This window comes from Clostridium sp. CF012, assembly GCF_018861755.1.
GTDB lineage: Bacteria > Bacillota > Clostridia > Clostridiales > Clostridiaceae > Clostridium_AD.
Genome location: NZ_JAHLEF010000042.1, coordinates 20,051 through 44,274 on the forward strand (window position 1 = coordinate 20,051; position 24,224 = coordinate 44,274).

General features: G+C 31.5%; 19 protein-coding genes, 1 pseudogene and 2 riboswitches. Of the genes and pseudogenes, 1 reads left to right on the top strand and 19 read right to left on the bottom strand.

The window, feature by feature from the left end:
- Positions 1 to 63: 63 nt before the first annotated feature.
- The 9 genes from KPL50_RS23200 to groES all read right to left on the bottom strand — a co-directional run bounded on the left by KPL50_RS23200 (position 64) and on the right by groES (position 11,790).
- On the bottom strand, positions 64 to 1,671 hold the full coding sequence (locus KPL50_RS23200) for a hypothetical protein (protein WP_216300904.1): 1,608 nt from the start codon (positions 1,669 to 1,671) through the stop codon (positions 64 to 66).
- On the bottom strand, positions 1,664 to 2,374 hold the full coding sequence (locus KPL50_RS23205) for an ATP-binding cassette domain-containing protein (protein ID WP_216300905.1): 711 nt from the start codon (positions 2,372 to 2,374) through the stop codon (positions 1,664 to 1,666). Before KPL50_RS23205 ends, KPL50_RS23200 begins: the two co-directional genes overlap by 8 nt.
- 38 nt (positions 2,375 to 2,412) lie before the next feature.
- The gene (locus tag KPL50_RS23210) at positions 2,413 to 3,858 is read right to left on the bottom strand and encodes a HAMP domain-containing sensor histidine kinase (protein ID WP_216300906.1); all 1,446 of its coding nucleotides are present in this window, start codon (positions 3,856 to 3,858) and stop codon (positions 2,413 to 2,415) included.
- Positions 3,855 to 4,562 (bottom strand): response regulator transcription factor, encoded by a 708-nt coding sequence (locus KPL50_RS23215; RefSeq protein ID WP_216300907.1) that lies wholly within the window; start codon positions 4,560 to 4,562, stop codon positions 3,855 to 3,857. The genes KPL50_RS23210 and KPL50_RS23215 overlap by 4 nt, the downstream gene beginning before the upstream one ends.
- Before the next feature lie 137 nt (positions 4,563 to 4,699).
- Complete coding sequence (locus KPL50_RS23220; protein ID WP_253200780.1) at positions 4,700 to 5,815, bottom strand: outer membrane lipoprotein-sorting protein; 1,116 nt, start codon at positions 5,813 to 5,815, stop codon at positions 4,700 to 4,702.
- A 302-nt stretch (positions 5,816 to 6,117) separates the two neighbouring features.
- The gene (gene guaA, locus KPL50_RS23225; RefSeq protein WP_216300925.1) at positions 6,118 to 7,653 is read right to left on the bottom strand and encodes a glutamine-hydrolyzing GMP synthase; all 1,536 of its coding nucleotides are present in this window, start codon (positions 7,651 to 7,653) and stop codon (positions 6,118 to 6,120) included.
- 30 nt (positions 7,654 to 7,683) lie between these two features.
- Entirely contained in the window at positions 7,684 to 9,138 is a 1,455-nt protein-coding gene (gene guaB / locus KPL50_RS23230) for an IMP dehydrogenase (protein WP_216300908.1), read from the bottom strand.
- Between the two features lie 339 nt (positions 9,139 to 9,477).
- A riboswitch (purine riboswitch) is annotated at positions 9,478 to 9,575 on the bottom strand.
- A gap of 186 nt (positions 9,576 to 9,761) precedes the next feature.
- A complete protein-coding gene (gene groL / locus KPL50_RS23235; RefSeq protein ID WP_216300909.1) occupies positions 9,762 to 11,390 on the bottom strand; it encodes a chaperonin GroEL in 1,629 nt (542 codons plus the stop codon).
- A gap of 112 nt (positions 11,391 to 11,502) precedes the next feature.
- Positions 11,503 to 11,790, bottom strand: coding sequence for a co-chaperone GroES (groES, locus tag KPL50_RS23240; RefSeq protein WP_216300910.1), 288 nt, complete (start codon positions 11,788 to 11,790; stop codon positions 11,503 to 11,505).
- Positions 11,791 to 12,111: 321 nt separating this feature from the next.
- Here groES and KPL50_RS23245 point away from each other — a divergent pair, with 321 nt between their 5' ends.
- Entirely contained in the window at positions 12,112 to 12,768 is a 657-nt protein-coding gene (locus KPL50_RS23245; RefSeq protein WP_216300911.1) for a TIGR01906 family membrane protein, read from the top strand.
- 20 nt (positions 12,769 to 12,788) lie between these two features.
- On the opposite strand, the gene KPL50_RS23250 is transcribed toward KPL50_RS23245, so the two are convergent.
- The 10 genes and pseudogenes from KPL50_RS23250 to KPL50_RS27240 form a co-directional block, all read right to left on the bottom strand.
- Positions 12,789 to 13,514 (bottom strand): TVP38/TMEM64 family protein, encoded by a 726-nt coding sequence (locus KPL50_RS23250; protein ID WP_216300912.1) that lies wholly within the window; start codon positions 13,512 to 13,514, stop codon positions 12,789 to 12,791.
- A 92-nt stretch (positions 13,515 to 13,606) separates the two neighbouring features.
- Positions 13,607 to 14,488: a DNA-3-methyladenine glycosylase gene (locus KPL50_RS23255; protein WP_216300913.1), complete on the bottom strand. Its 882-nt coding sequence runs from the start codon at positions 14,486 to 14,488 to the stop codon at positions 13,607 to 13,609.
- 19 nt (positions 14,489 to 14,507) lie between these two features.
- Complete coding sequence (locus KPL50_RS23260) at positions 14,508 to 14,921, bottom strand: C-GCAxxG-C-C family (seleno)protein (RefSeq protein ID WP_216300914.1); 414 nt, start codon at positions 14,919 to 14,921, stop codon at positions 14,508 to 14,510.
- 259 nt (positions 14,922 to 15,180) lie between these two features.
- Positions 15,181 to 16,221: a type I glyceraldehyde-3-phosphate dehydrogenase gene (gene gap / locus KPL50_RS23265; RefSeq protein ID WP_216300915.1), complete on the bottom strand. Its 1,041-nt coding sequence runs from the start codon at positions 16,219 to 16,221 to the stop codon at positions 15,181 to 15,183.
- A gap of 338 nt (positions 16,222 to 16,559) precedes the next feature.
- Positions 16,560 to 17,942, bottom strand: coding sequence for an NADPH-dependent glutamate synthase (gltA, locus tag KPL50_RS23270; protein ID WP_216300916.1), 1,383 nt, complete (start codon positions 17,940 to 17,942; stop codon positions 16,560 to 16,562).
- Positions 17,942 to 18,811 carry a sulfide/dihydroorotate dehydrogenase-like FAD/NAD-binding protein gene (locus KPL50_RS23275; protein WP_216300917.1) on the bottom strand — a complete coding sequence of 290 codons (870 nt, stop codon included), beginning with the start codon at positions 18,809 to 18,811 and terminating at the stop codon, positions 17,942 to 17,944. Before KPL50_RS23275 ends, gltA begins: the two co-directional genes overlap by 1 nt.
- Before the next feature lie 249 nt (positions 18,812 to 19,060).
- Positions 19,061 to 19,164, bottom strand: a riboswitch (glycine riboswitch).
- A gap of 307 nt (positions 19,165 to 19,471) precedes the next feature.
- Positions 19,472 to 20,638 (bottom strand): iron-containing alcohol dehydrogenase, encoded by a 1,167-nt coding sequence (locus KPL50_RS23280; RefSeq protein WP_216300918.1) that lies wholly within the window; start codon positions 20,636 to 20,638, stop codon positions 19,472 to 19,474.
- 353 nt (positions 20,639 to 20,991) lie between these two features.
- Positions 20,992 to 22,905, bottom strand: coding sequence for a sigma-54-dependent Fis family transcriptional regulator (locus KPL50_RS23285; protein WP_216300919.1), 1,914 nt, complete (start codon positions 22,903 to 22,905; stop codon positions 20,992 to 20,994).
- A 203-nt stretch (positions 22,906 to 23,108) separates the two neighbouring features.
- Positions 23,109 to 23,957 (bottom strand): 3-hydroxybutyryl-CoA dehydrogenase, encoded by an 849-nt coding sequence (locus tag KPL50_RS23290; protein WP_216300920.1) that lies wholly within the window; start codon positions 23,955 to 23,957, stop codon positions 23,109 to 23,111.
- A 125-nt stretch (positions 23,958 to 24,082) separates the two neighbouring features.
- Positions 24,083 to 24,224: pseudogene (locus KPL50_RS27240) on the bottom strand (electron transfer flavoprotein subunit alpha); the annotation flags it as partial.

Below are 24,224 nucleotides of genomic sequence, written 5' to 3' on the forward strand. Positions count from 1 at the left end.
ATTTAATTAATAATTCCTTATGGAGAAATAAAGTAAAGGTTGTTTTCACTTTCTTTGGAATCTCTATTTTAACTTGAAAGTTCTTGGAGCTACCCTATAGGTTAAAATCAATGCAATTATTATGTATACAATAGTTGTTATAATAATTCCTGCGGTAAAATAATAGGTGGTGGTTTTAATTTGAAGACATAAATAGCAAGCAATATACACCACCATGTTCACAAACTTAAATAAAGGGCTTTTCACGGTTAACTCTGCTGTATAAGGCTGCAGAACATAGTACATAAACAAATGATGTATAGAGAAGAAGCAGGCTAAGCAAATGACGCACAAAAATAATGGTATCATTCCAATAAGTTCTGAACTATAACCGCTAGCTAATATAATGCAAACTATAGCAACGCATAAAGTTAAAGCTGGTATCAAGTTAAGCATAACTACCCTCTTAAGTCTTGAAGTAAAGTTAGATAAAATCACACCGGCCTCTCGATAATATCCACATCTTAATAGACTTACATCACAATTGTAAAACATAGCCTTGCAAATTCTTTCCCCTGTTGACATGCTATACATTATAAATACCAACATGGGCATACTTTTTTTAATTGCGCTCACTAGTTCTCCCTTTTTACTTGGCATAAAAAACACCAAAAACATCCCAATTAAAAATACAATACCTATGAAAATAACCCTTCCCACTATAGGCTTTACCATTATTCTTCTAAACCGCAGAAAAAACAATGAGTTTAAATATTCATAGCCCTGCTTGTTATTATATTTTTTTGTGTTTAAATCTTCCTTATTCATTTTCTTTTCATCTAATTTTACATTCCCAAAATTCATATCAGTTTTAAATGCATCTTTATTAAATAAATTATCCTTAGTTAATTGTATTTTTGCTATTGTGGCATATTTTTTAAATTTCCATAGGTATATAAATGCTGCTACTCCTAAACTTAATACAGTAATCACCACATAAGCATTAAATAATATTGGATTAAAATCAATAGTAAGTCCTAATAAAGGTAATCCATAGGCAAGGGCAAGTCCTAAAACAATTATCACTGTCATAAATAACCATTTTTGCATTAACACCACTTCTAGCTTATCATATATATAAAGCTGCACCCACTCTCCAATCAATATAAAAGCTATTAATTCCCCTACAATAACTATAGCTTTTAGGGGTGAAAATCCTATTATTGAGCCTATAATTATTACTGGGATTACAAAGTATATAAACCCTGTTATATTTCTATATAATATCTCGCCAAGGTAATACTGCCTTGCATCAGCCTTCATTAGGGTTATCATATTAAAGGCTTTTTTGTTGGTTTTCTCAAAAATTATACTTTTAAGAAGTGGTGCTGAAACAAAGCTTAAAAAGAAAAATATATGCAGAAAAATAGGTTGCATCTTTGCTATGTCCTTAGTCATTAAATATGCAGGCAAAATAATCATTATTCCTAAATATGCAGCCTTGCCTATAAATCCAGCAAGTACACCCAAAATTTCACGTATAATTCCTATAACTATCTTAGCATGAGTTTTTTTATATATATTATCAGGAATCTTTTTTCCAAGAAGGGGTACCCTTTTAAGAAAATATATAAAGGTATTAGCTCGTTCTACAAAAGTGACTTTAAAACTATTTATAAATGTATTAATCATTGCCGCCCTCCTTCAAAATCTCCATAATTCTCTCTTCAAATTCGGTACTCTTTAGAATCTCACTGTCCACTTCTTCTAAAATGCAATTATTTAAAACCAATATTTCATCACATAAATCTGTAGCCAGCTGAAGAATATGAGTGGAAAAAATAATAATGTGCTCACTTTTCATTTGTTTTAACAAATTCTTGATTTCCAGTGCCACCACCACATCGAAAGAAGTTAAGGGTTCATCTAGCAAAATCACAGGTGGTTTAGTAATTAAAAGGCAAACCATCTGCATTTTATTTTTCATTCCATGAGAATAACCCTTCATCAAACGATATCTGTCTTCATCCTTAATCTTTATAATATCAAAGTACTCATCTATGGTAAGTAAATTTTCAATCTTATCTTTATTAATATCAATATAAAACTTTAAAAACTCATATCCCGTTAAAAACTCCGGTAGCACAGGTTCTGAAAAAACATATCCTACCTTTTTGTAATCTATCCCCTGAGTAACTTGTCCCTCTTCACTTATACTCACACTACCATTTTCGTATTTAAGTTCCCCACTAATGCAGTTAAAAAGGGTTGTCTTCCCTGCCCCATTTCTTCCTAAGAGTCCATAGATTTTCCCTTTTTCAAAGGTGTAAGATGCTTTTTTTAACACCTGTTTATCTCCATAACTCTTTTCTATATCTTTAATTACTAATTTCATTTTATTCTGCCCCCTTAATTATTTACTATTTCACAGTTTTATTTTTGTGGAATCCAGCAAGCAAAAACTGTACTATTACCCTCTGAAAATATCATTACTTCTCCTTCATGCCTCTCTATTACCAAATTAACAATGCTAAGACCCAGGCCCACACCAGTGCTTGCCTTTTTGCTTCTAGAGTCATCACACTGATAAAAAGGCAAAAACACTTTATCTTTATCCGCTTTTGAAATGCACACACCTTCATTTTTAATTAAAAGTATACAAGCTTCACTTTTACGGAGCCTCATCTCTTCAATATCCTTATGATTAAGCCATTGTGTAAGATTTTCATCCTCCATTGAAAGCGCACCCATATAAATATGTCCATTTTTAGGAGTGTATCTTAAAGCATTTGCCATTAAATTATCCACTACTCTTGTCATCTGGTTTACATCCACTTTATATTTACCCTGAATATTTATTTCTACCGTAAGTTTAATTTCATTTTTTTCGCAATCTTCCGCGTAGCCTGAAAAGAGCATTTCAAAAAGTTCATTTCCTTCAACTTGTACAAAATTCATTTTATAATCCGTGGTTAGTAGGTTGTACATCAAAAGATCATCTATCATTTTTTTCATATAATCACTTTTATTTAATATAACCGAAGCCTTATTTTTAATTTTCACCATATCTAAATCTTTTTCATTAATAATAGCCTCCGAATAAGCTCTTATAGCTGTCAACGGGGTTTTAAGATCATGGGATATTGAAGAAATCATATATTCTTTTTTTTCCTGTTCTGTTTCTATGGTTTTTCTTTTATCTTCTATGTCTTTTTTCATGCTGTTAAAATTAGTAATTATTTCGCCTATTTCATCTTTGTTTTTGTACTTAACTGTATTTTCATTTCCCGTGGCAAAATTATTCATTCCTTCAACTAATAGTTTTATTGGTTTATTAAACTTTCTATTTAGAAGTAATATTACTACCGCATAAATTATAATGAGTACAGCTATAAAACATATTATTGCAATTATGGTTTTATCGTTTACTTCATTAACAAAACTATTTCTTGCAATAGTTATTTTATAAAATCCTATTAAAGTGCTATCCACAAAAACTGGTTTTTTTAAGGTATAAGCCTTATATCCAGTAACAACCTTGTACAAATCAGAATACAATTCTTGTTTCGAACTATATAATATGCTACTTTCATTAGAATTATATATTTCTCCTCCCGCATCATTATATAATTCTATTAGTACTGAATTTTTATCTTTACCTGTTACAAATTCTTTATCTTTTATTAAGTTCAAATTGTATATTTCAGGATTTTGTATTTTATCCTCATAAACTTTAAATTTACTCATAATGAGTAAATAATCTTTTAAATCATTATTTTCATTGTAATCTATGATGAATTGAAACAATAATGCAGCAGTAATTATTGGTGCTAACATTACAACTAAATGAGACAAACTAAGCCATTTTTTCAGTTTCATATGTTCCGCTCTCCTATAAATTTATACCCAATCCCCCATACCGTCTGAATATATGTAGGGTTTTTTATATTATCTTTTATTTTTTCTCTAAGAGCTTTAATGTGCACAGTAACAGTATTATTGCCCTTTACGTCAATATTTTTCCATATATGCTTATAAAGGTCTCCTTTTGAAAATACTTTATTGGGGTTTTGAGCCATTAAAATCAAAATATCAAATTCTTTTGAAGTCAAGGATATTTCATAGTCTTCAAGCATTACTCTATTATCTTCTAGAATTATTGTTAACCCTTTATTAAATTCTAATTTTCTATCTATCGGAATAGTATTTTCTCTTTTTCTATTTCTTCTCAAATGAGCCTCGATTCTAGCAGATATCTCCATAAGGCTGAAGGGCTTTGTTATATAGTCATCCGCCCCTGATTTTAGTCCCTTTACCTTATCTAAATCTGTTTGTTTTGCACTAACAATTATTATGGGTACATCTTCATTTAACCATCTTATATTTTTACACAAGGTAAATCCATCCATTTCCGGAAGCATAACATCTACCATAACCAGCTGAAACTCATCTTTCTTAAAATCTTCTAAACCTTCTTTACCTGTAGAAGACCATATTACTTTATAATTTTCTTTCACCAAATGCTCTTTAATTATGCTAGCAATGGCCTGGTCGTCCTCGACTATTAATATTTTTTCTTTCATAGGTTATTCCTCCATAAAATGCTTATATATACAATATTATACCATTTCATATCTGTTTAGAGGTGATAATTGCTTTTTACTAAAATTCATTGTAAAAAAACATTATATGTACAAGTACTGCACATATAATGTTTTTATTAATTTTTAAGAGTTAAACCTTCCACTAATTTTTTAGCATCTTCCATGGTAAGTTTTGGATTATCTAAAATTATACTATAATTAAGATCATTTTCCATCCACCACATGCATTTAATCGACTCCATAACTGATACTTTTTTGCCTCTTATACTTATTTCCTTTTCGCCTGGCATTTTTAAATTTTCTTCAGTGCTATCAGTTTTTTTATTACCATCCATTATGGTAGTTAAAGTAAAGGCTACAGCTCCATCTTTTTCGTAAATTTGATTTATTTCTTTATGCTTGGTTTTTTCAATATTTAAATACTTAACCTCTTTTAACTTATAAGATGCATTTTCTTTCATGTGTAATAGAGGTTTTCCTGCTATTTTATCAGCCTGCTTTAAATCTATAGTAGTTTCATTATTTTTTGCAATATCATCTATACTTTCAACCTTAACCTCAGTGGGGAGCTTTTGTACAAATAAACTAGCCTCCAATTTAGGTGAGAAATCCAGTTTTGTATATTCTAAAATTGATTTGTTATTTCCAATCTCTGAAGAAGCTTTCACTAAAAACCAATTTGACTTTTCTATCCAATACTCTTGATTTCCCATAAGACTATTCTTTTCCTTTGGTACTGCTGAAACATGATAGGCTTTAAAACTTCCAATATTCTCTTCACCTTTTAAAGTTAATCCATGTGTCTTACTTATATTTCCTAGTTGACTAATTAATTGATCCTTGTAGTTTGCATTTGTACTTTGATCTAACTCAGTACCTATTTTCATACTAAATGCTTTTTTATCTTTTTCTGTATAGGATATAAGTTTATCTCCATCATTTGTGGTTACAACTTTTCCCGAGGTCTTGTCCTCTGTTTCTATACGTGTTTTTATTTTACCACTAGAGTTATCACTCCATTGTTTAAACGCCATACTTTCTTTTAGCTTCTCATTCTCGTAGCTATCCATTTTAAATTCAGCATAATAAGACTTAGATTTTTCATTTGCTTTCATTACGTTTGTTATTACCTCTTCTGGTATTATTACATCCCCTTTAGCACTGCAGCCTGTAAATAAAGATGTTGCAACAGTTAATCCTATAAAAACAGTAATAATTTTTTTCTTAATCATATAATTCTCCCCCTTTTATAAATTCTTGAATAAATTTGTATATCCATCAGGGATTCGCGTAATCCCTAAGACACATTTAATAATGTTCCTCTTACAACTTATATTATATATTAATATCCTATCTCCCCCTAAAACTTAATAAATTCTTTATAATTACATTACACCCCTTTCTTGCGATTATTAGCAAACCAGCTCCCATTCAAGTATTGAAAAAACAAAAAGTGTTTATAATCTACTTATATTTTTAAGTAAATCATAAACACTAATTTTGTATTCAAAACCTTCTTTTTACTAGGTTTATTTTATTCCCACTCAATAGTTGAAGGTGGTTTTGAGGTTATATCATAAACAATTCTGTTTACTCCTTTAACTTCATTAACAATCCTTCTAGAGACCTTATCTAGCACCTCATAAGGTATTCTAGACCAATCTGATGTCATTCCATCTGAACTAGTTACAGCTCTTAGAGCAACTGTATGACAGTATGTTCGCTCATCTCCCATAACTCCAACGGACTTAATGTTAGGTAAACATGCAAAGTATTGCCATATTTCACTTTCTAGTCCTGCTTTAGCTACTTCATCTCTGAATATCGCATCCGCTTCTCTAGTTATAAATAATTTTTCATCTGTTATTTCTCCAAGTACTCTTATAGATAGCCCTGGTCCTGGGAATGGCTGTCTCCACACAAGGTGATGAGGAATTCCAAGTTCTTCTCCCACGGCTCTAACCTCATCTTTGAATAGTTCACGTAGAGGCTCTATTAGTTTAAAGTGCATATCTTCTGGAAGTCCACCAACATTATGATGACTTTTTATAGTAGCTGAGGTATCAGTACCACTTTCAACTACATCTGGATATATGGTTCCTTGCACCAGGAAATCTAATTGTCCAAGTTTATTAGACTCTTCTTCAAAAACTCTTATAAACTCTTCTCCAATTATCTTTCTCTTTTGCTCTGGATCACTTATACCTTTAAGCTTACCTAAGAATCTATCTTGAACATTAACCCTTATTATATTCATATCAAATTCATCTTTAAATATTGCTTCAACTTGGTCACCTTCATCTTTTCTGAGTAAACCATGATCTACAAATACACAAGTTAGCTGCTTACCTATTGCTTTATGTACAAGCATTGCAGCAACTGAAGAATCTACTCCTCCTGAAAAAGCACAAAGTACTTTTTTGTCTCCAACTAATTCGCGTATAGACTTAATTTTTTCTTCTGCGAAAGATGACATTGACCAATCACCCTTAACTTCGCATACATCATATAGGAACTTTCTAATCATTTCTTCACCAAAAAGAGTATGTTTTACTTCTGGGTGGAACTGAACTCCATAGAGTTTTTTAGAAACATTAGCCATGGCAGCTACAGGACAATCATTAGTAGTTGCGATTATATCAAATCCTTCTGGCACTGTGGATATATGGTCTGTATGACTCATCCAGCATTGATTTTCTTTTATTCCTTTGAAAATAACGGCATCCTTACATAAGTCAACTTCTATTTTCCCATATTCACGAACATCAGGTGTTATAACTTTTCCCCCAAAGGACTGAGCCATTAGTTGAGCACCATAACATATTCCTAAAATAGGAACACCCATCTCAAATATTTCTTTCTCCACTTTTGGAGCACCCTGTGCATAAACACTATTTGGACCACCAGTGAATATTATACCTTTTGGATTCATATTTTTTATTTTTTCCACAGAATATGTGTATGGTATTATCTCGCAGTAAACGTTATTCTCTCTAACTCTTCTTGCAATAAGCTGATTATATTGACCACCAAAGTCAATTACTAATATTAATTCTCTATTGTTCAATATTTTTTCCTCCTTGTGGGCTTAAGGTTTTCCTTAGTTATTTACACTATAATTTGGTGCTTCTTTTGTAATGTGCACATCATGTGGATGACTTTCTCTTAGTCCTGCTGAGCTTTGAATAACAAAGGTTGAAGTCTCAAATAATTGTTCTAGAGTTGCTGATCCTAAATATCCCATTCCTGAACGTATACCGCCAATCATCTGATATATAGTTTCTACAACGTCTCCTTTAAATGGTATTCTTCCTTCTACTCCTTCTGGCACTAACTTTTTATTTCCTTCTTGGAAATATCTGTCCTTACTTCCAGAGGCCATAGCAGCTAGTGAACCCATGCCTCTATATACCTTATAGCTTCTTCCTTGATATATTTCCATTTCACCTGGTGCTTCGGCGCATCCTGCAAACATAGATCCCATCATAACTACTTTAGCTCCTGCGGCTAGGGCCTTAACTATGTCTCCTGAGTATTTTATGCCACCATCTGCAATTACAGGTACTCCATATTTATTTCCCTCTTCTACGCAGTCCATAACTGCTGTAAGTTGTGGAACTCCTACTCCTGCTACAATCCTTGTAGTACAAATTGATCCAGGACCTATGCCTACTTTTACACAATCAGCTCCTGCCTCAATTAAATCGCGAGTTGCCTCAGCCGTAGCAATATTTCCTGCTATTATTTGAAGTTCTGGGTAAACAGATTTTATTTTCCTTACTGCATCCATTACTCCAAAAGAATGGCCATGAGCTGTATCTAGAGTTATTACATCTACACCAGACTTTACTAAGGCTGTTACTCTCTCCATCATATCTGAAGTTACACCAACAGCTGCCCCACATAATAATCTTCCTCTAGAATCCTTTGCAGCAATAGGAAATTTTATAGTTTTCTCTATATCCTTTATTGTGATAAGTCCTCTTAAATTGTTTTCACTATCTACTAAAGGTAATTTTTCTATTTTATGTTTTTTAAGAAGTTGTTTAGCCTCTTCCATACTTGTTCCTTCTGATGCAGTAATTAAATTTTCACTTGTCATTATATCTTTAATTTTTTTACTATAATCAGTCTCAAAGACTATATCTCTATTAGTAATTATTCCAACCAATTTACCATTTGTTGTAATTGGAACTCCTGATATTCTATATTTGCTCATTAATGCTAGTGCATCTTCTAGAAGATTATCTGGTGATAGAAAGAAAGGGTCTGTAATTACACCATTTTCTTGTCTTTTAACTCTATCAACTTCAACGGCTTGTCTTTCAATACTCATGTTCTTATGTATAATCCCTATTCCGCCTTCTCTAGCCATAGCAATAGCCATTCTAGACTCAGTAACAGTGTCCATACCTGCACTAATTAGAGGTATGTTAAGTTTTATTTTTTTTGTAAGGTAGGTAACTAAGCTAACGTCTCTAGGTAATACCTCTGACTTATTTGGAACTAGCAATACATCATCAAATGTATATGCTTGTTTTAATATCGTTGCCATTTAATCAACATCCTTTCAGAATTCTATTTTAAATTTATAAAATTAGATGTAAGACTCATATTCATTTAGAATATTAGTAGTTCCTTTATAATTAGCATAAAAATACTTATATATACCGCATTTTTAAAATATGATAGCTTCAAACTCTTAAAGTATGGGGTAAATTAAAGCTATCTAGCAAGAGCTGCTAAGCTATTGAGAGCTACTAGTATACTCTCTTTGTATAGTTTTGTGAGTGCAAAATATAATTTTGCACTCACAACTCTACATAAGCTGCAAAGTATAAAAAGGCATACTAATCCTACTTTGACTAAAGTAAAATTAGCATGCCTAAAATAAGCTCATACTAAGATTACTCATAGTGGTCAATTTGCGGCTGACCGTAGATACTCCTTGCCATATTCAAGGGATATATGAGTGACGCTATTGTTCTTAAAGTTATTATTAATAATAGTAAATCTTTGAGAATTTGTCAATGACTATTTCTTACTAATTCTTAAAAATATTAGAAACCTAGTTTTAATATTTAACGGAATAAAAGAATTAGCTAGTTTTAATCCTAGTTAATTCTTTTATTCTAATATACTTTTATTTAAAATTATTATTATTATTTAAATTATTTTTTAGTACATTCCGTCCATTCCCATTCCTGGTCCGCCACCCATTGGTGCTGAATTCTTTTCTGGAATATCTGCTACTGCAACTTCTGTTGTTAAGAATGTTGCTGCAACAGATGCAGCGTTTTGAAGTGCTGATCTTACAACTTTTGTTGGATCTACGATTCCCGCTTTTATCATATTTACCATTTCTCCACGTAGAGCATCATATCCAACTTCTCCAGCGCTTTCTCTTACTTTTTCTATTATAACCGAAGCTTCTGCACCAGCATTTGTAGCTATTTGTCTTAATGGTTCTTCTAAAGCTCTTCTAATTATGTTGATACCCACCTGAACATCTGCTATATCTGATGTTAATTTAGCAATCTCTGGAATAGCACTAACATAAACTGTTCCGCCACCAGGAACGATACCTTCTTCAACTGCTGCTTTTGTAGCCGCAAGAGCATCTTCTATTCTTAATTTCTTTTCTTTTAATTCAGTTTCAGTAGCAGCTCCGACTTTTATTACAGCTACTCCACCTGCAAGTTTTGCAAGTCTTTCTTGTAATTTTTCTCTATCGAAATCTGATGTAGTTTCTTCAATTTGTCTCTTAATTTGAGAAACTCTATCATGTATAGCGTCTTTTTCACCTTTTCCGTTTACTATTGTAGTGTTTTCTTTAGATATTTTAACACTTTCAGCTTTTCCAAGCATTTCAACAGTAACATCTTTAAGTTCTTTTCCTAATTCTTCACATATAACTTCTCCACCAGTAAGGGTTGCTATATCTTGAAGCATTTCTTTTCTTCTATCACCGAAACCTGGAGCCTTAACACCTACGCAAGTAAAAGTTCCCCTTAATTTATTAACAACAAGCGTGCTTAAAGCTTCACCTTCAATATCTTCAGCAATTATTAATAATTTTTTCCCTTGTTGAACAATTTGCTCAAGTATTGGAAGTATATCTTGTATGTTAGCAATTTTCTTATCTGTTATTAAAATATATGGTTCATCAAGATTTGCTTCCATTTTTTCTGCATCTGTAACCATATATGCACTTAAATATCCTCTATCAAACTGCATTCCTTCAACTATATCTAATTCAGTTGCCATAGATTTTGATTCTTCTACAGTTATAACACCTTCATTACCTACTTTTTCCATTGCATCAGCTATTAGAGCTCCAATTTCTTCATCACTAGCTGATATTGCAGCAACTCTAGCTATATCTTCTTTACCGTTAACTGGTTTAGAAGATTTTTTAATTTCTTCAACTGCTTTGTCCACAGCCATTTTTATACCAGTTCTTATTAACATTGGGTTAGCCCCAGCTGTAACATTTTTAAGGCCTTCTCTTATTATTGCTTGAGCAAGAAGAGTTGCTGTAGTTGTTCCATCTCCTGCTACATCGTTTGTCTTTGTAGCAACTTCTTTAACAAGTTGTGCTCCCATATTTTCATAAGGATCTTCAAGTTCTATTTCTCTAGCTATAGTAACACCATCATTTGTTATAAGTGGTGAACCAAATTTTTTATCTAAAATGACATTTCTTCCTTTGGGTCCTAGTGTAATTTTAACTGTATCTGCAAGCTTATCTACACCTCTTTGCATAGCTCTTCTTGCGTCTTCTCCAAATAATATACTTTTAGCCATTTAAAACCCTCCTATACGCTAATACTTAAAGATAATTCAACAATTAAATATAATTAGCAAATTATAATTTAATTGTTGAATTATATTTTAATCATTTTTGCGTTTAATTTAATTATTTTTCAATTATAGCTAGTAACTCTTCTTGTTTTAATATGATATATTCAATACCATCATATTTTATTTCACTTCCTGAATATTTAGAGAATAATATTATATCCCCTACAGCCACTTCCATTTCAACTAGTTTGCCATCCTCTATTTTTCCTGGTCCTACAGCAACTACCTCAGCTTCTTGTGGTTTTTCTTTTGAAGCCCCCGCTAGAAGTATTCCACTTTTTGTAGTTTCTTCTGCTTCTAATCTTTTAATTAATACTCTATCACTAAGTGGTCTAATGTTCATTTTAAACCCCTCCTTATATATTTTTATTATTTTTGTTAGCACTCCGCACATTCGAGTGCTAATACGACCTATAACTAATATACTAATTAATAATGCGTATAATATCAAATTCGTCTACCCTATATATTATACCATTTATAGCCAAATAGCGAAACTATGTTTGTTTATCATTGATTCCTATAGTTTATCTCTTGTTTACTTTGTATTTCAATATTTTATATTATTATTGAATTTTAACAACATTAAATTTGTGTTTTTTGTAATTATAATCATTGAATATGCTTTGATATATTGTTAAAATTAATAAACAGGGGTGATTTTATGAATATAAAAACTTTTTTTAAATTTTCACTTAAAACCTTTTTTATTTTGTGTTTTACTTTTTCTTTTATAACCTTAAGCGTGTATTTTACTTTGCTTTTTAAGCCATTATACTATGCGGATATTAATATTTTAAATATTGAAGCCTCCACCAATATTAATAAAGAGGACTTAAAGTCTAATTACGACTATTTAATTACATATTTAACTAATAATAAAACAGAAGAATTTAATCTTCCAACACTTCCTTCCTCTGGTCACGGTAAAATTCATTTTAAAGAAGTCAAGGTAATATTTGATAACCTTAAGGTAATGCTACTATTCTCCATATTAGTAAGTATTGTAGGAATCCTTATAAACAAAAGGCAGAAAAAAATAAGGTATCTGTTAACTAGCTCCATAGTGTTAATAATCCTACCGATAATATTACTTATACCATTTTTGATAAATTTTGATAAGAGTTTCACTATTTTTCATAAAGTCTTCTTCAAAAATGATTACTGGCTATTTGATGTTAACACTGACCCAATTATAACAATCCTTCCACAGGATTTTTTCTTTCATTGTTCACTATTAATAATTTTCTCCATTATTATAATCAGCATAGTTTTAAGACGTATATACAAATCTCAATACAAAAAACAGCATTCTTTATAATATTTTGTTATTAAAAATGTTTAATTGATTTTTCTATGAGTTTTTTTCTTTTTAATTATAGCCTTGATTATTGTATTCCCTTTAAATATTCCTATTAGTGATAAAAGAGTCATGATTATGCCTATAGTTACTAAACTTGTAACGTCCCATGCAAATATTTTTTGTCCAAAGTAAGAAGATATAAAAATACCTGGAATCCTACCTAATGTTGAATATATAAAAAAATCTTTAAAAGAAATATCTGATACTCCACATATATATGTTATAGCATCTTTTGGTATTCCAGGTATTACATAAAACATGAAAACAACATTTTTTTTACTTCCTGCTTTTAATATTTTTTTAAAGAATTTTACTTTCTTATGTAATAAGATTTTTTCCACAACGGGCCTACCATAGTTATTAGATATAAAATATACTATTATACTTCCTAAGGCAATACCCATCAAAGATATTATTCCCCCTAAAAAAGTTCCAAAAATATATCCTCCAGCCACTTGTATAAATTCCCCTGGAATAAAAAAAACAACTACCTGTATAACCTGCATCAAAATGAAAACTAAAATACTAAAATTGCCATAGGAACGAATAACTTCTTTTAATATATTGGGGTTTTTAAACATATATGAATACTTGAAATAATATTCATATCCAATGTAGATGAAAAACAAAAAAAATGCAGATAGTACTATATATTGTTTATATTCTGATAGCTTTATTGTTATAAAATTCCATATTTTTTTCATTGTTTTTCATCCTCTTCATTCATCTATATAATTCAACATTCTTGCTTATCTTATCTTATCTATTATTTGTATTTTGCTTAGTTTTAGTCATTTTATTCGATTTTAATATTATTTTCTCTTGCATAATAAAACAAATACTGTTGTGCAAACCCTGCTGTGTTTTCAAATTTATCTCTAGCAAAAATTCTTATTTTTGGTAGCGACACATCTGGTGCTAAATAAAAAAATTGCATTGCTCTCTTAACCCATACATCCACAGGGAAAGCAGAATATTTTTGCATTGAAAATAGCATGATACAATCCGAAACCTTTGGGCCAATACCCATGAGTTTTTGTAATTCTTCATGACAAATATCATCTTCTGTTGATTTAATAAATTCTAAATTTACTTCACCAGTGTATATTCTATGCACTGTATCCTTTACATACTTAGATCTGAACCCTAGCCCACAGCTCTGTATATCTTCCAATGACACTGCTTCTAAATCGGAAACCTTTGGAAAGGTGTAGTATGTTTCACCTTTATATTCTATTTCTTTGCCCCATTTTTTGCTCAAATTGTCTATAGCTCTCTTTATCATGGGGATTCTATTATTCGAAGAAATTATAAATGACATGGTCAGCTCAAAAGGCTCTTGCTGAAGTAGTCTAATTCCATAGCCGAAATCAACAGACTTTTTAAGAAGAGGATCCTTCTGAAATTCATCCTTTATAACTGTATAATCTCTTTTAAGGTCAAAATAATCACACCAAAGCGCATTAAATTCTTCCTCATTTATATTGTATATTTTTACTTGATTATCCTTCTTTTCTACTTCTATTACCTTACCATATGCCACTCCAATGTAGTTACCATTGGCTTGTTTATTCCACCTAAAACATTGTCCGCATTCGAAAATATGGTCTAATTCGAAATTCTCTACACCTTTTATAATAATACCCTCGTTAAATGATTCAATATTTTTGTAATCCATAATTTTCCCTTTCGTTAGTTCAATTATTAATTTTTAATTCTCTTATGACAATTTCATCTAATATAACAGCCGCGGCTTCGATCATAACCCTACAGCCAATATCTGGCTTTTTATATTTTTCTTTAAGTGACCCACAATTATCTGTACCTAGCTTTGCTTCAAACTTTTTGAAGAATTCCTGACATAGCTTTTTAACCCTCTCTCCTTCATGTGCTTTTTCTTTAGTGAATAGTATACCTATAACTGAAAGGGAACCTGTTATAACTCCACATACGCTCTCAACACCCATCCCACCACCAAAGGACGACATAGCTTTAAAGGTTTCACTTTTCAAATTCATATTATATTCATCACTAGCAGCATAAATCATTACTTCAGAACAACTCAAATCATATTCTTTAGTATAGTATTTGTTTATTTTATCCATTAACATAAATATCCCCCCTTATTGTATATTCTATAACCTTATTATATCAAATTATTATACCTTAGTTGTGAATTTTTTGTGTTCTTGCGAGCTTTTCTTGGGGACGGTTAACAATTTTTAATCTTTTTAGGCCTTAAATGTAAAATAGTTGTTAACCGTCCCCATTGCTTTCCCATTGTTTTGTGTAAAAGTTAAGGGGAACGATTAACAATTATTAACTAATAAACCAGTTAATGATTGTTAATCGTTCCCTTTTGTTTTATATCTATCCTACCATTTTCATATTCTTTTCATTTGCCATTTTACTTGCTACAAGATTTACTAAATCTATAGTTCTAGCTGAATATCCCCATTCATTATCATACCATGCTAGTACCTTTAAAAAATTCTTACCTATAACCATGGTTGAAAGTCCATCAACTATCGATGATCTATCATCCCCCTTATAATCTATAGATACTAGTGGTTTTTCTGAATAGCCTAATATACCTTTAAGCTCATGCTGTGATGCATATTTGAATGCATCATTTACTTTTTCTACAGATATTTCTGCGGATGTCTCACATATTAGCTCTGTTACGGATACTGCCGCTGTAGGTACTCTTAGTGCTGACCCATTAATTTTGCCTTTAAGATTTGGTATTACCTTTTCCAGCACTTTTGCAGCTCCAGTACTTGTAGGAATTATTGACTCCCCTGCTGCTCTAGCTCGTCTTAAATCTTTATGAGTTTTGTCTAATATTTTTTGATCATTTGTATAGGAGTGTATTGTTGTCATACTTCCTTTAATTATTCCGAATTGCTCATCTAATACTTTAGTAAAAGGTGCAAGACAATTGGTAGTACAGGAAGCATTTGAAATAATATGATGTTTTTGATAATTATATTTTTCGTCATTAACTCCCATAACTATTGTTATATCCTCATCCTCTGCTGGAGATGTGATTACTACCTTTTTAGCTCCTGCTTCAATATGTTGCATAGCTTTCTCCCTCTTTATATATATACCTGTTGATTCTATAACAATATCTACTCCCAGTTCCTTCCAAGGTAAATTTTTAGCTTCTTTTTCATTAAACACTTTAATTTGTTTGCCATTTATTATTAAAGAATTACCTCGCGACTCTACTTCACCTTTAAATGTTCCATAACAAGAATCATAGGTGAAAAGGTGTGCAAGGGTTTCTGCATCTGCTCTTGCATTTATAGCTACTATTTCCGCACCTTCATATAAATTATCTTGTGCAATCCTTAACGCAACTCTCCCTATTCTACCAAAGCCATTTATAGCGATTTTTACACACATATTTACTCCTCCAATATACAACTTATTTTATGTATTGTGATACACTATTCATTTATATAATTTTATTTATGCACATATTTTTATTATTATAATACTATTATTTCATTTATGTTAATCGTTTACAAAATACTGTACTATATATAATTATATGTGCTACATTATTTATAACAATGTGCTACACTTTTGTCAATAGTAAACATGCGAATATTTTTCTAACTATGTAATTATATATTCAATTGCTACTTAATACTTGTATTTTCTTTAATTATCTAATAATACAGTCCAACAAAAACAACTCCATAAACCTTAGTTCATGGAGTTGTTTTTGTTGGACTGTATTATTTTGTTAGCATTTCGTTTATAGCCTTAGCAGCTTTTTTGCCTGCTTCCATGGCCAATATAACTGTAGCAGCTCCTGAAACAGCATCTCCACCAGCATATACATTCTCTTTAGACGTTAAGCCAGTTTCATCTTCTGCAATTATACATTTCCATTTATTAATTTCTAAACCTTCTGTTGTTGAAGCAATTAATGGATTTGGTGATGTTCCTAGAGACATTATAACTGTATCTAAATCCATTATAAATTCTGAACCACTAATTTCGATAGGTCTTCTTCTGCCTGAAGCATCAGGCTCACCAAGTTCCATTCTTATACACTTCATACCTATAACATTTCCTTTTTCGTCCCCTAGGATTTCAACTGGATTCACAAGTAAATCCATTATAACTCCTTCTTCTTTTGCATGATGCACTTCTTCAGCTCTTGCAGGAAGCTCTGATTCTGATCTTCTGTATACTATGTGGCCTTCTGCACCTAGTCTTACTGCTGTACGTACAGCGTCCATAGCAACGTTACCTCCACCTACAACAGCAACCTTGTTGCCTGTTCTAATAGGGGTGTGATAGCCCTCTTTATATGCTTTCATTAAATTATTTCTAGTTAAATATTCATTAGCTGAGAATACTCCATTTAAATTTTCTCCTGGTATTCCCATGAACATTGGAAGTCCTGCACCTGATCCAATAAATACAGCAACAAAATCTTCTTCTTCCATTAACTCATTTATTGTTACAGTTCTTCCAACAATAACATTTGTTTCTATTTTAACACCTAGTTTTTTTACATTTTCAACTTCATGTTTAACAACTGTTTCCTTTGGCAATCTAAATTCTGGGATTCCATATACCAAAACTCCGCCAGCTTCATGAAGTGCTTCAAAAATAGTTACATCATATCCATCTTTAGCAAGCTCTCCTGCACAAGTAAGTCCTGCAGGACCACTTCCTATTACAGCAACCTTCTTACCATTTTTAGGTTTCGTTTGTGAAATATCAACATTATGTACTCTTGAATAGTCACCTACAAATCTTTCAAGCTTACCTATAGCTACAGCTTCTCCCTTTATTCCAAGTATACATTTACTTTCGCATTGAGTTTCTTGCGGACATACTCTTCCACAAACAGCTGGTAATGCACTATATTTTGCTATTACTTTCACAGCCTCTTCAAATTCTCTATTCTTAACATGTTGAATAAACCCAGGAATATCTATGGCTACGGGACATTTAGTAACGCACTTTGGATTTTTACAGTTTAAGCATCTTGTAGCTTCTTCAACTGCTTCATCTTCTGTATATCCTAGACATACTTCTTCAAAATTAGTTGCTCTTATTTTTGGATCTTGTTCTGATATTAGGACTCTCTTCATTCTATCCATTATTTAACACCTCCCAGGCCACAGCCTGCTTTAATACCTTCATCTTTAGAAAATTCTTGCGACTTATACATTGTTTGTCTTCTCATTGCTTCTTCAAAATTAACCTTATGGCCATCAAATTCTGGACCATCTACACAAGCAAACTTAGTTTCACCATCTACAGTAAGTCTACAAGCTCCACACATTCCTGTGCCATCTACCATAATAGGATTCATACTTACAATAGTTGTTATTCCAAGTTCTTCAGTTAATTTGCAAACAAACTTCATCATTATCATTGGTCCAATAGCAATAACTAAATCATATTTCTTTCCTTCATTTTGAACTAATTCTTTTAATTTATTCGTAACAAGTCCTTTAAATCCGTAAGAACCATCATCAGTACATGGATATACGTTTCCTGCTACACTTTTCATTTCTTTTTCCATAATTACATATTCTTCAGCCTTTGCACCTATTATTACATCTGCCTTTACTCCTTGCTCATTTAACCATTTAACTTGAGGATAAACTGGAGCTGTTCCTAGTCCACCAGCTATAAACACAATTTTCTTCTTCTTTAACTCTTCAATGCTTTCACTCATTAATTCTGATGCTTGTCCAAGTGGTCCTACAAAATCTAAAAATGAATCACCCACTTCATAGTTTTCCATTTCTTTTGTTGAACAGCCTATTGTTTGGACTACAATAGTAACAGTACCTCTTTTAGTATCATAGTCAGAGATTGTGAGTGGTATTCTTTCACCTTTCTCATCCATTTTTATAATTACAAATTGGCCTGGTTTTGCTGATTTAGCTACTCTCGGCGCCTCAATATCCATTAAAAATATTTGAGGTGCTAATGCTCTTTTCTCAATGATTTTATACATTTTTTTCCCTCCATGTTCATCTTATTATTTTGTCTATATATAGTAAGTACATTAAAACCATAATTATTATAATATATGTAATGCTAATCTAACTTCATTTTACCACAAAGATCTAAAGTCCATTGCTTCAAATACACTTTTCATATCATCTTTATTAGTAAAACGATTTCAAAGGACCTTTAACTTTTTAGTTTTTTTGCATATCTAAATTAAATAGACAGGCAATAAAGAGCATAGAAATACTAATGCTATTTATTACCTGTCCTTTTATCTGAAAGTTTCCTCAAAATACTGTGCTATTTGAGTTTCTTCTTCGATGCCCATATAAAATGAATCTCTCCAGGAACATGTCCAATTATTGTACTCTACCTGAAAGCTTCCGAGCAATTCCTAGCAAAATTTACTCATTTCTTCTTCGGTTACTCCAAAGTATATGGAATATCTCCAACAATTATCATCCACCCATATTAAATTACATTTATAGTTTAAGTCTTTCTACATCTATAGTCAACATAAACTACCTTATATCCTATTTGTTTTTTCTATAAGTAGCATAAGAATAGCATAGATTTACAATTTAAATTATCTCTTAAAATTGCAAATCTAATTTATATGTGACCCCCACTTATATAAATGGGAGGCTTTCCTTCTTAAATATCGTTAAAAGTTAACTTTTTCTCCTGTAAATGTGCAAGTAAATATTTTTTTCATTTCATCAACATTTATTGATCTTGGGTTAGATCCTGTACATGCATCTTTTATAGCATTTTCAGCCATAAAATCTACATTTGCTTCAAATTCTTCTTTAATTATTCCATATTCAGCTAAAGAACATGGTATATTCATAACCTTATTTAAATCTCTTATCATATCAGTTAATGAATCTATTAATTCATCTTGCGATTTTCCACTTAAATTTAAGTTTCTTGCAATAGCCGCATATCTATCTCCACAAGCTTTTTTGTTGAAATCTATAACATAAGGTAGGAAGATTGCATTTGCGCAGCCATGAGGAATATGTAATACAGCGCCTGTTTTATGTGCCATACTATGAGCAATTCCTAGTAATGCGTTTGAAAATGCCATTCCAGCAAGGCATTGAGCAATGTGCATTTCATTTCTTGCCTGCTCATTTCCTTCAAAGGATTTTAATAAATTTTCTTTAATCATAGTTATAGCTTGCATTGCTAGTGGATCTGAAAAACTCGAATGAAGTCCTGCTACATAAGCTTCAATTGCATGAGTTAATGCATCCATACCCGTATGTGCTACTAGTTTGGGAGGCATGGTTTGAGCAAGTTCAGGATCAACTATTGCTATATCCGGTGTTAAGTTGAAATCTGCCAGTGGATATTTTATTTTTGCTTTATAGTCAGTAATTACTGAAAATGCTGTAACCTCAGTTGCCGTTCCACTAGTTGATGGTATAGCTATAAATTTAGCTTTTTGTCTTAGTTCTGGAAGACCAAAGGGTATAACAGCTTGTTCAAAAGTAAATTCTGGATATTCATAGAAAATCCACATAGCCTTTGCAGCATCTATTGGTGAACCTCCACCAATGGATATTATCCAATCCGGCTCAAATTCTCTCATTACTTTTGCACCATCCATAACTGTTTCTACTGATGGATCTGGTTCCACTCCTGTAATATGCTTAACCTCAATACCAGCCTCTTTTAAATAGTCTTCAACCTTATCTAAGAATCCAAATTTTTTCATAGAGCTTCCACCAGTAACTATTACTGCTTTTTTGCCCTTTATAGTTTTTAACACCTCTAATGAGTTTTCTCCAAAATAAATATCTCTTGGTAAAGTAAATCTATTCATTATATTCCCCTCCATATTTACACTTAGTATTATATGTTTTTACAATTATATACTTAGCAACGTTGATGCCAACTTTGCTGATTTTTCGAATTGATTGTTAATAATATATCATTAACAATGCAATATCAACGTTCAAATAATAAAATTTAACATATTTAAGTAATTGTTTTATTATAATAAAAGTTAAGTGTCATGAAAATGAACAATTTTTTCAACTTAATTGTTCATTTTCATGACACTGTTAGTTTTTTTAACACTTCTTTATTTTGATAGATTTGTTAATTTTTTTACACTCCTTCTTCATAATGCTATATTGACCTTCGTATTACATAGCAATAAATAACAAGTCAAGTCTATAAATGAATACAATACTTCTTAATTTTTACATATAATGTATTTCTACTTATACCAAGCACCCTTGCTATCTTAGTTATATTACCATCAAATTTTTTAATGGAAGCTATTATTGCCTTCTTTTCTAATTCCTCCAAAGAACAGATGAACTGTTCCTCATCAGATATTTTATTCACACACTTTGTAATGCAACCTACACCCTCTTGTTTATTTTCTATATCAAAGGTAGTATTTCCATCTAAATTAACAATATTTTCTACAAAGTTTTCAATTTCTCTAATATTCCCCGGCCAGTTATAAGTAAAAATTTTACTATATATTTCATCAGATATACTCGGAATTGGTTTTCTAAGCTTTTCCGCCTTTATACCTAAAAAGTGTTTAAATAAAATCATTATGTCCTCTTCCCGATCTCTTAAAGGCGGTAAAAAAATTGGAATAACACTAAGTCTATAATATAAGTCACATCTAAAAGTCCCTTTATCTATCTCTCTTCTAAGCTCCTTATTGGTGGCTGCTATTATTCTAACGTCTATAGGAATATATCTGCTGCTTCCTATTCTAGTAACACTCCCCTCTTGCAAAACTCTAAGTAAATTCACTTGCATATCAAGAGGCATTTCTCCAATCTCATCTAAGAATAAGGTTCCTCCATTTGCAAGTTCAAATTTACCTGGCATTCCCCCTCTTTTAGCTCCAGTAAAAGCGCAATCTTCATATCCAAATAATTCACTTTCTATTAAGTTTTTAGGAATAGCTCCACAATTTATTGCCACAAAGCTATTGTTTTTTCTGTTACTTGCATTGTGAATAGACTGCGCCAATACTTCTTTACCGGTTCCACTTTCACCTTCAATTAATACAGTTGAAGGGCTAGACGCGATGTTTCTAGCATTATCTATTACATTTTTTATTAAAGAACTTTCTCCTATAATGTCCCCAAATACATATCTAGCTCCCCCCCCTGTATATTTATTAACTAAATTCAAAACCCTTTGAATCTCTTTAATTGTGAGCACCATACCTATAAGATCATTTTTCTCTACCTTAATAGCATAAGCGCTTAAGGCATATCTTTCTCGTACCCCTTGCCGAATTAGCACAATTTCTTCATCATGATAATGCTTTCCCTCTTTAACTTGGTTAAATATATATTTCCAATTATCTAATATTTTTTCTATAGAATTATTCATTATCTCTTCTTTAACTATTTTTAACATAGCACATGAGGCCATATTGATATTTCTAACCACTCCATTAATATCAATAGCTATAATTCCGTAATCCATGGAATTCATGACTGTATTCATATATGAATATGATTTGACAAGCTCATTTTGAACCTTTTCACTATTTATCTGACTTTCTATAGATTTTACAGCAGCCACTACGAGACCTAAAGTATGAGGATGCACCAACTTGCTATTTCCAGTTAAATTTAGTGTTCCAATTATATTGGCATTTTCATCATGGATAATAGCCGCGCTGCAAGTCCATTTGTGGTATGCCGTAACAAAATGTTCTGTAGCAGATACTTGAATAGGCACATCTTCGCTTATAGCTATTCCCATAGCATTAGTGCCTATACTTCTCTCATCCATGTACGCTCCAATTACCATATCCATATCCCTTGCCGCATCTAATATACCTTTATCGCCAATTATATTAAGAATACAACCATCTTTGTCTGTCAATATAATAAAGAATCCTGATCCTACTAAAAAATCATAAATAATCTTCATAAAAGCATCAGCTGTTCTGATTAACTCTTGATTGTTTTTTATATTTTCAACTACTTGTTGCCCTTTTAAAATTCTCTTTGATACTACTTGTTCTTTTTTTATACCATACTTTTGAGAACGTTCATGGGATTTTTTAATTATTTCTTCTCTACTTCCTTTGTTGTACGTCATTATCCTCAACTCCCAGTTTATAACTATTAGTAACCTTATTTGAATTATTTACTTATATTATAACATTCCCATGCTGATTATTATAAAAAAATAAGAGCATTATAACCCTTTATAAGTTATAATGCTCTCTAAATTCATTATTTATGTTTGAATACTATGACCTATTCACTTATTACTAATGCATAAAAAACAAAAATATTTCCTTATCTTGAATACTCGAAGAATCCTTTTTTAGTTTTTCTTCCTAAGAACCCACCTCTAACATATTTCCTTAAAAGGCTATGAGCTCTGTATTTAGAATCTCCAGTTTCTTTATATAAAACATCCATTATAGCAAGACATACGTCTAGTCCTATAAGGTCACCTAGTGCTAGTGGTCCCATTGGGTGATTAGCTCCTAGCATCATTGCTTTATCAATATCTTCTGCTGTTGCAATACCTTCTGCAAGTATGCCTACCGCTTCGTTGACCATTGGTATTAGTATCCTATTTACCACAAAGCCTGGTGCTTCTTCAACTTGTACAGGGTCCTTTCCAATAGATATAGCTACTTCTTTAACTGCATCGAAAGTTTCAGTGGATGTAGCCATTCCTTTAATTATTTCTACAAGCTTCATCATGGGTGCCGGATTAAAGAAATGCATTCCGATAACTTTGTCAGGTCTATTTGTAGCAGTTCCTACTTCTGTTATAGAAAGTGAAGATGTATTTGATGCTAAAATAGTTTCTGGTTTACAGATCCTGCCGAGCTCTGCGAATATTTGTTTTTTAATTTCCATATTTTCTACAGCAGCTTCAACTACTAAATCACAATCTTCTGCTAAACCCATATCAGTAGTTCCTGTAATTCTTGAAAGTATTTCTTCCATTTGATCGTTTGTGATTTTTTCTTTGCTAACTAATCTGTCTAAATTCTTTTTGATTCCAGCAAGTCCTTTATCTACAAATTCATCTTTGATATCTCTCATTATTACTTCATATCCCTTAGCTGCAAATGTTTGAACAATACCGGCTCCCATAGTTCCAGCTCCAAGTACAAAAATCTTTTCCATAATAACACACTCCTCGAATTTTATCTTATTTAAAAATAAAAGTAGCAACTATTTTTAAAACTTACTCTAATACTAAATTTCAGCATTAGAGCAAGTTCACTTAATTAAAACTATTTAAAATTGAATTATTTATCTTCATTTAATGCATTGATTTGGGCTATCATTTCTGGAAGAACTTTTGTGTAATCTCCAGCTATTGCAATATCTGCAACCTTCATGATAGGTGCTGTTGCATCTTTATTTATAGCTATTATAAAATCAGATTCT

Coding starts and splice junctions, on each gene's coding strand:
- KPL50_RS23255 (WP_216300913.1), bottom strand. CDS start 14,488: ATGGATTACAAAAATATTGAATCATTTAACGAGGGTATTATTATAAAA.
- KPL50_RS23275 (WP_216300917.1), bottom strand. CDS start 18,811: ATGTATAAAATCATTGAGAAAAGAGCATTAGCACCTCAAATATTTTTA.
- groES (WP_216300910.1), bottom strand. CDS start 11,790: ATGAACATTAGACCACTTAGTGATAGAGTATTAATTAAAAGATTAGAA.
- KPL50_RS23220 (WP_253200780.1), bottom strand. CDS start 5,815: ATGATTAAGAAAAAAATTATTACTGTTTTTATAGGATTAACTGTTGCA.
- KPL50_RS23205 (WP_216300905.1), bottom strand. CDS start 2,374: ATGAAATTAGTAATTAAAGATATAGAAAAGAGTTATGGAGATAAACAG.
- KPL50_RS23210 (WP_216300906.1), bottom strand. CDS start 3,858: ATGAAACTGAAAAAATGGCTTAGTTTGTCTCATTTAGTTGTAATGTTA.
- KPL50_RS23290 (WP_216300920.1), bottom strand. CDS start 23,957: ATGGAAAAGATTTTTGTACTTGGAGCTGGAACTATGGGAGCCGGTATT.
- KPL50_RS23215 (WP_216300907.1), bottom strand. CDS start 4,562: ATGAAAGAAAAAATATTAATAGTCGAGGACGACCAGGCCATTGCTAGC.
- KPL50_RS23245 (WP_216300911.1), top strand. CDS start 12,112: ATGAATATAAAAACTTTTTTTAAATTTTCACTTAAAACCTTTTTTATT.
- groL (WP_216300909.1), bottom strand. CDS start 11,390: ATGGCTAAAAGTATATTATTTGGAGAAGACGCAAGAAGAGCTATGCAA.
- KPL50_RS23250 (WP_216300912.1), bottom strand. CDS start 13,514: ATGAAAAAAATATGGAATTTTATAACAATAAAGCTATCAGAATATAAA.
- KPL50_RS23200 (WP_216300904.1), bottom strand. CDS start 1,671: ATGATTAATACATTTATAAATAGTTTTAAAGTCACTTTTGTAGAACGA.
- guaB (WP_216300908.1), bottom strand. CDS start 9,138: ATGGCAACGATATTAAAACAAGCATATACATTTGATGATGTATTGCTA.
- KPL50_RS23280 (WP_216300918.1), bottom strand. CDS start 20,638: ATGAATAGATTTACTTTACCAAGAGATATTTATTTTGGAGAAAACTCA.
- gltA (WP_216300916.1), bottom strand. CDS start 17,942: ATGGATAGAATGAAGAGAGTCCTAATATCAGAACAAGATCCAAAAATA.
- KPL50_RS23285 (WP_216300919.1), bottom strand. CDS start 22,905: ATGACGTACAACAAAGGAAGTAGAGAAGAAATAATTAAAAAATCCCAT.
- gap (WP_216300915.1), bottom strand. CDS start 16,221: ATGTGTGTAAAAATCGCTATAAATGGCTTTGGTAGAATAGGGAGAGTT.
- KPL50_RS23260 (WP_216300914.1), bottom strand. CDS start 14,921: ATGTTAATGGATAAAATAAACAAATACTATACTAAAGAATATGATTTG.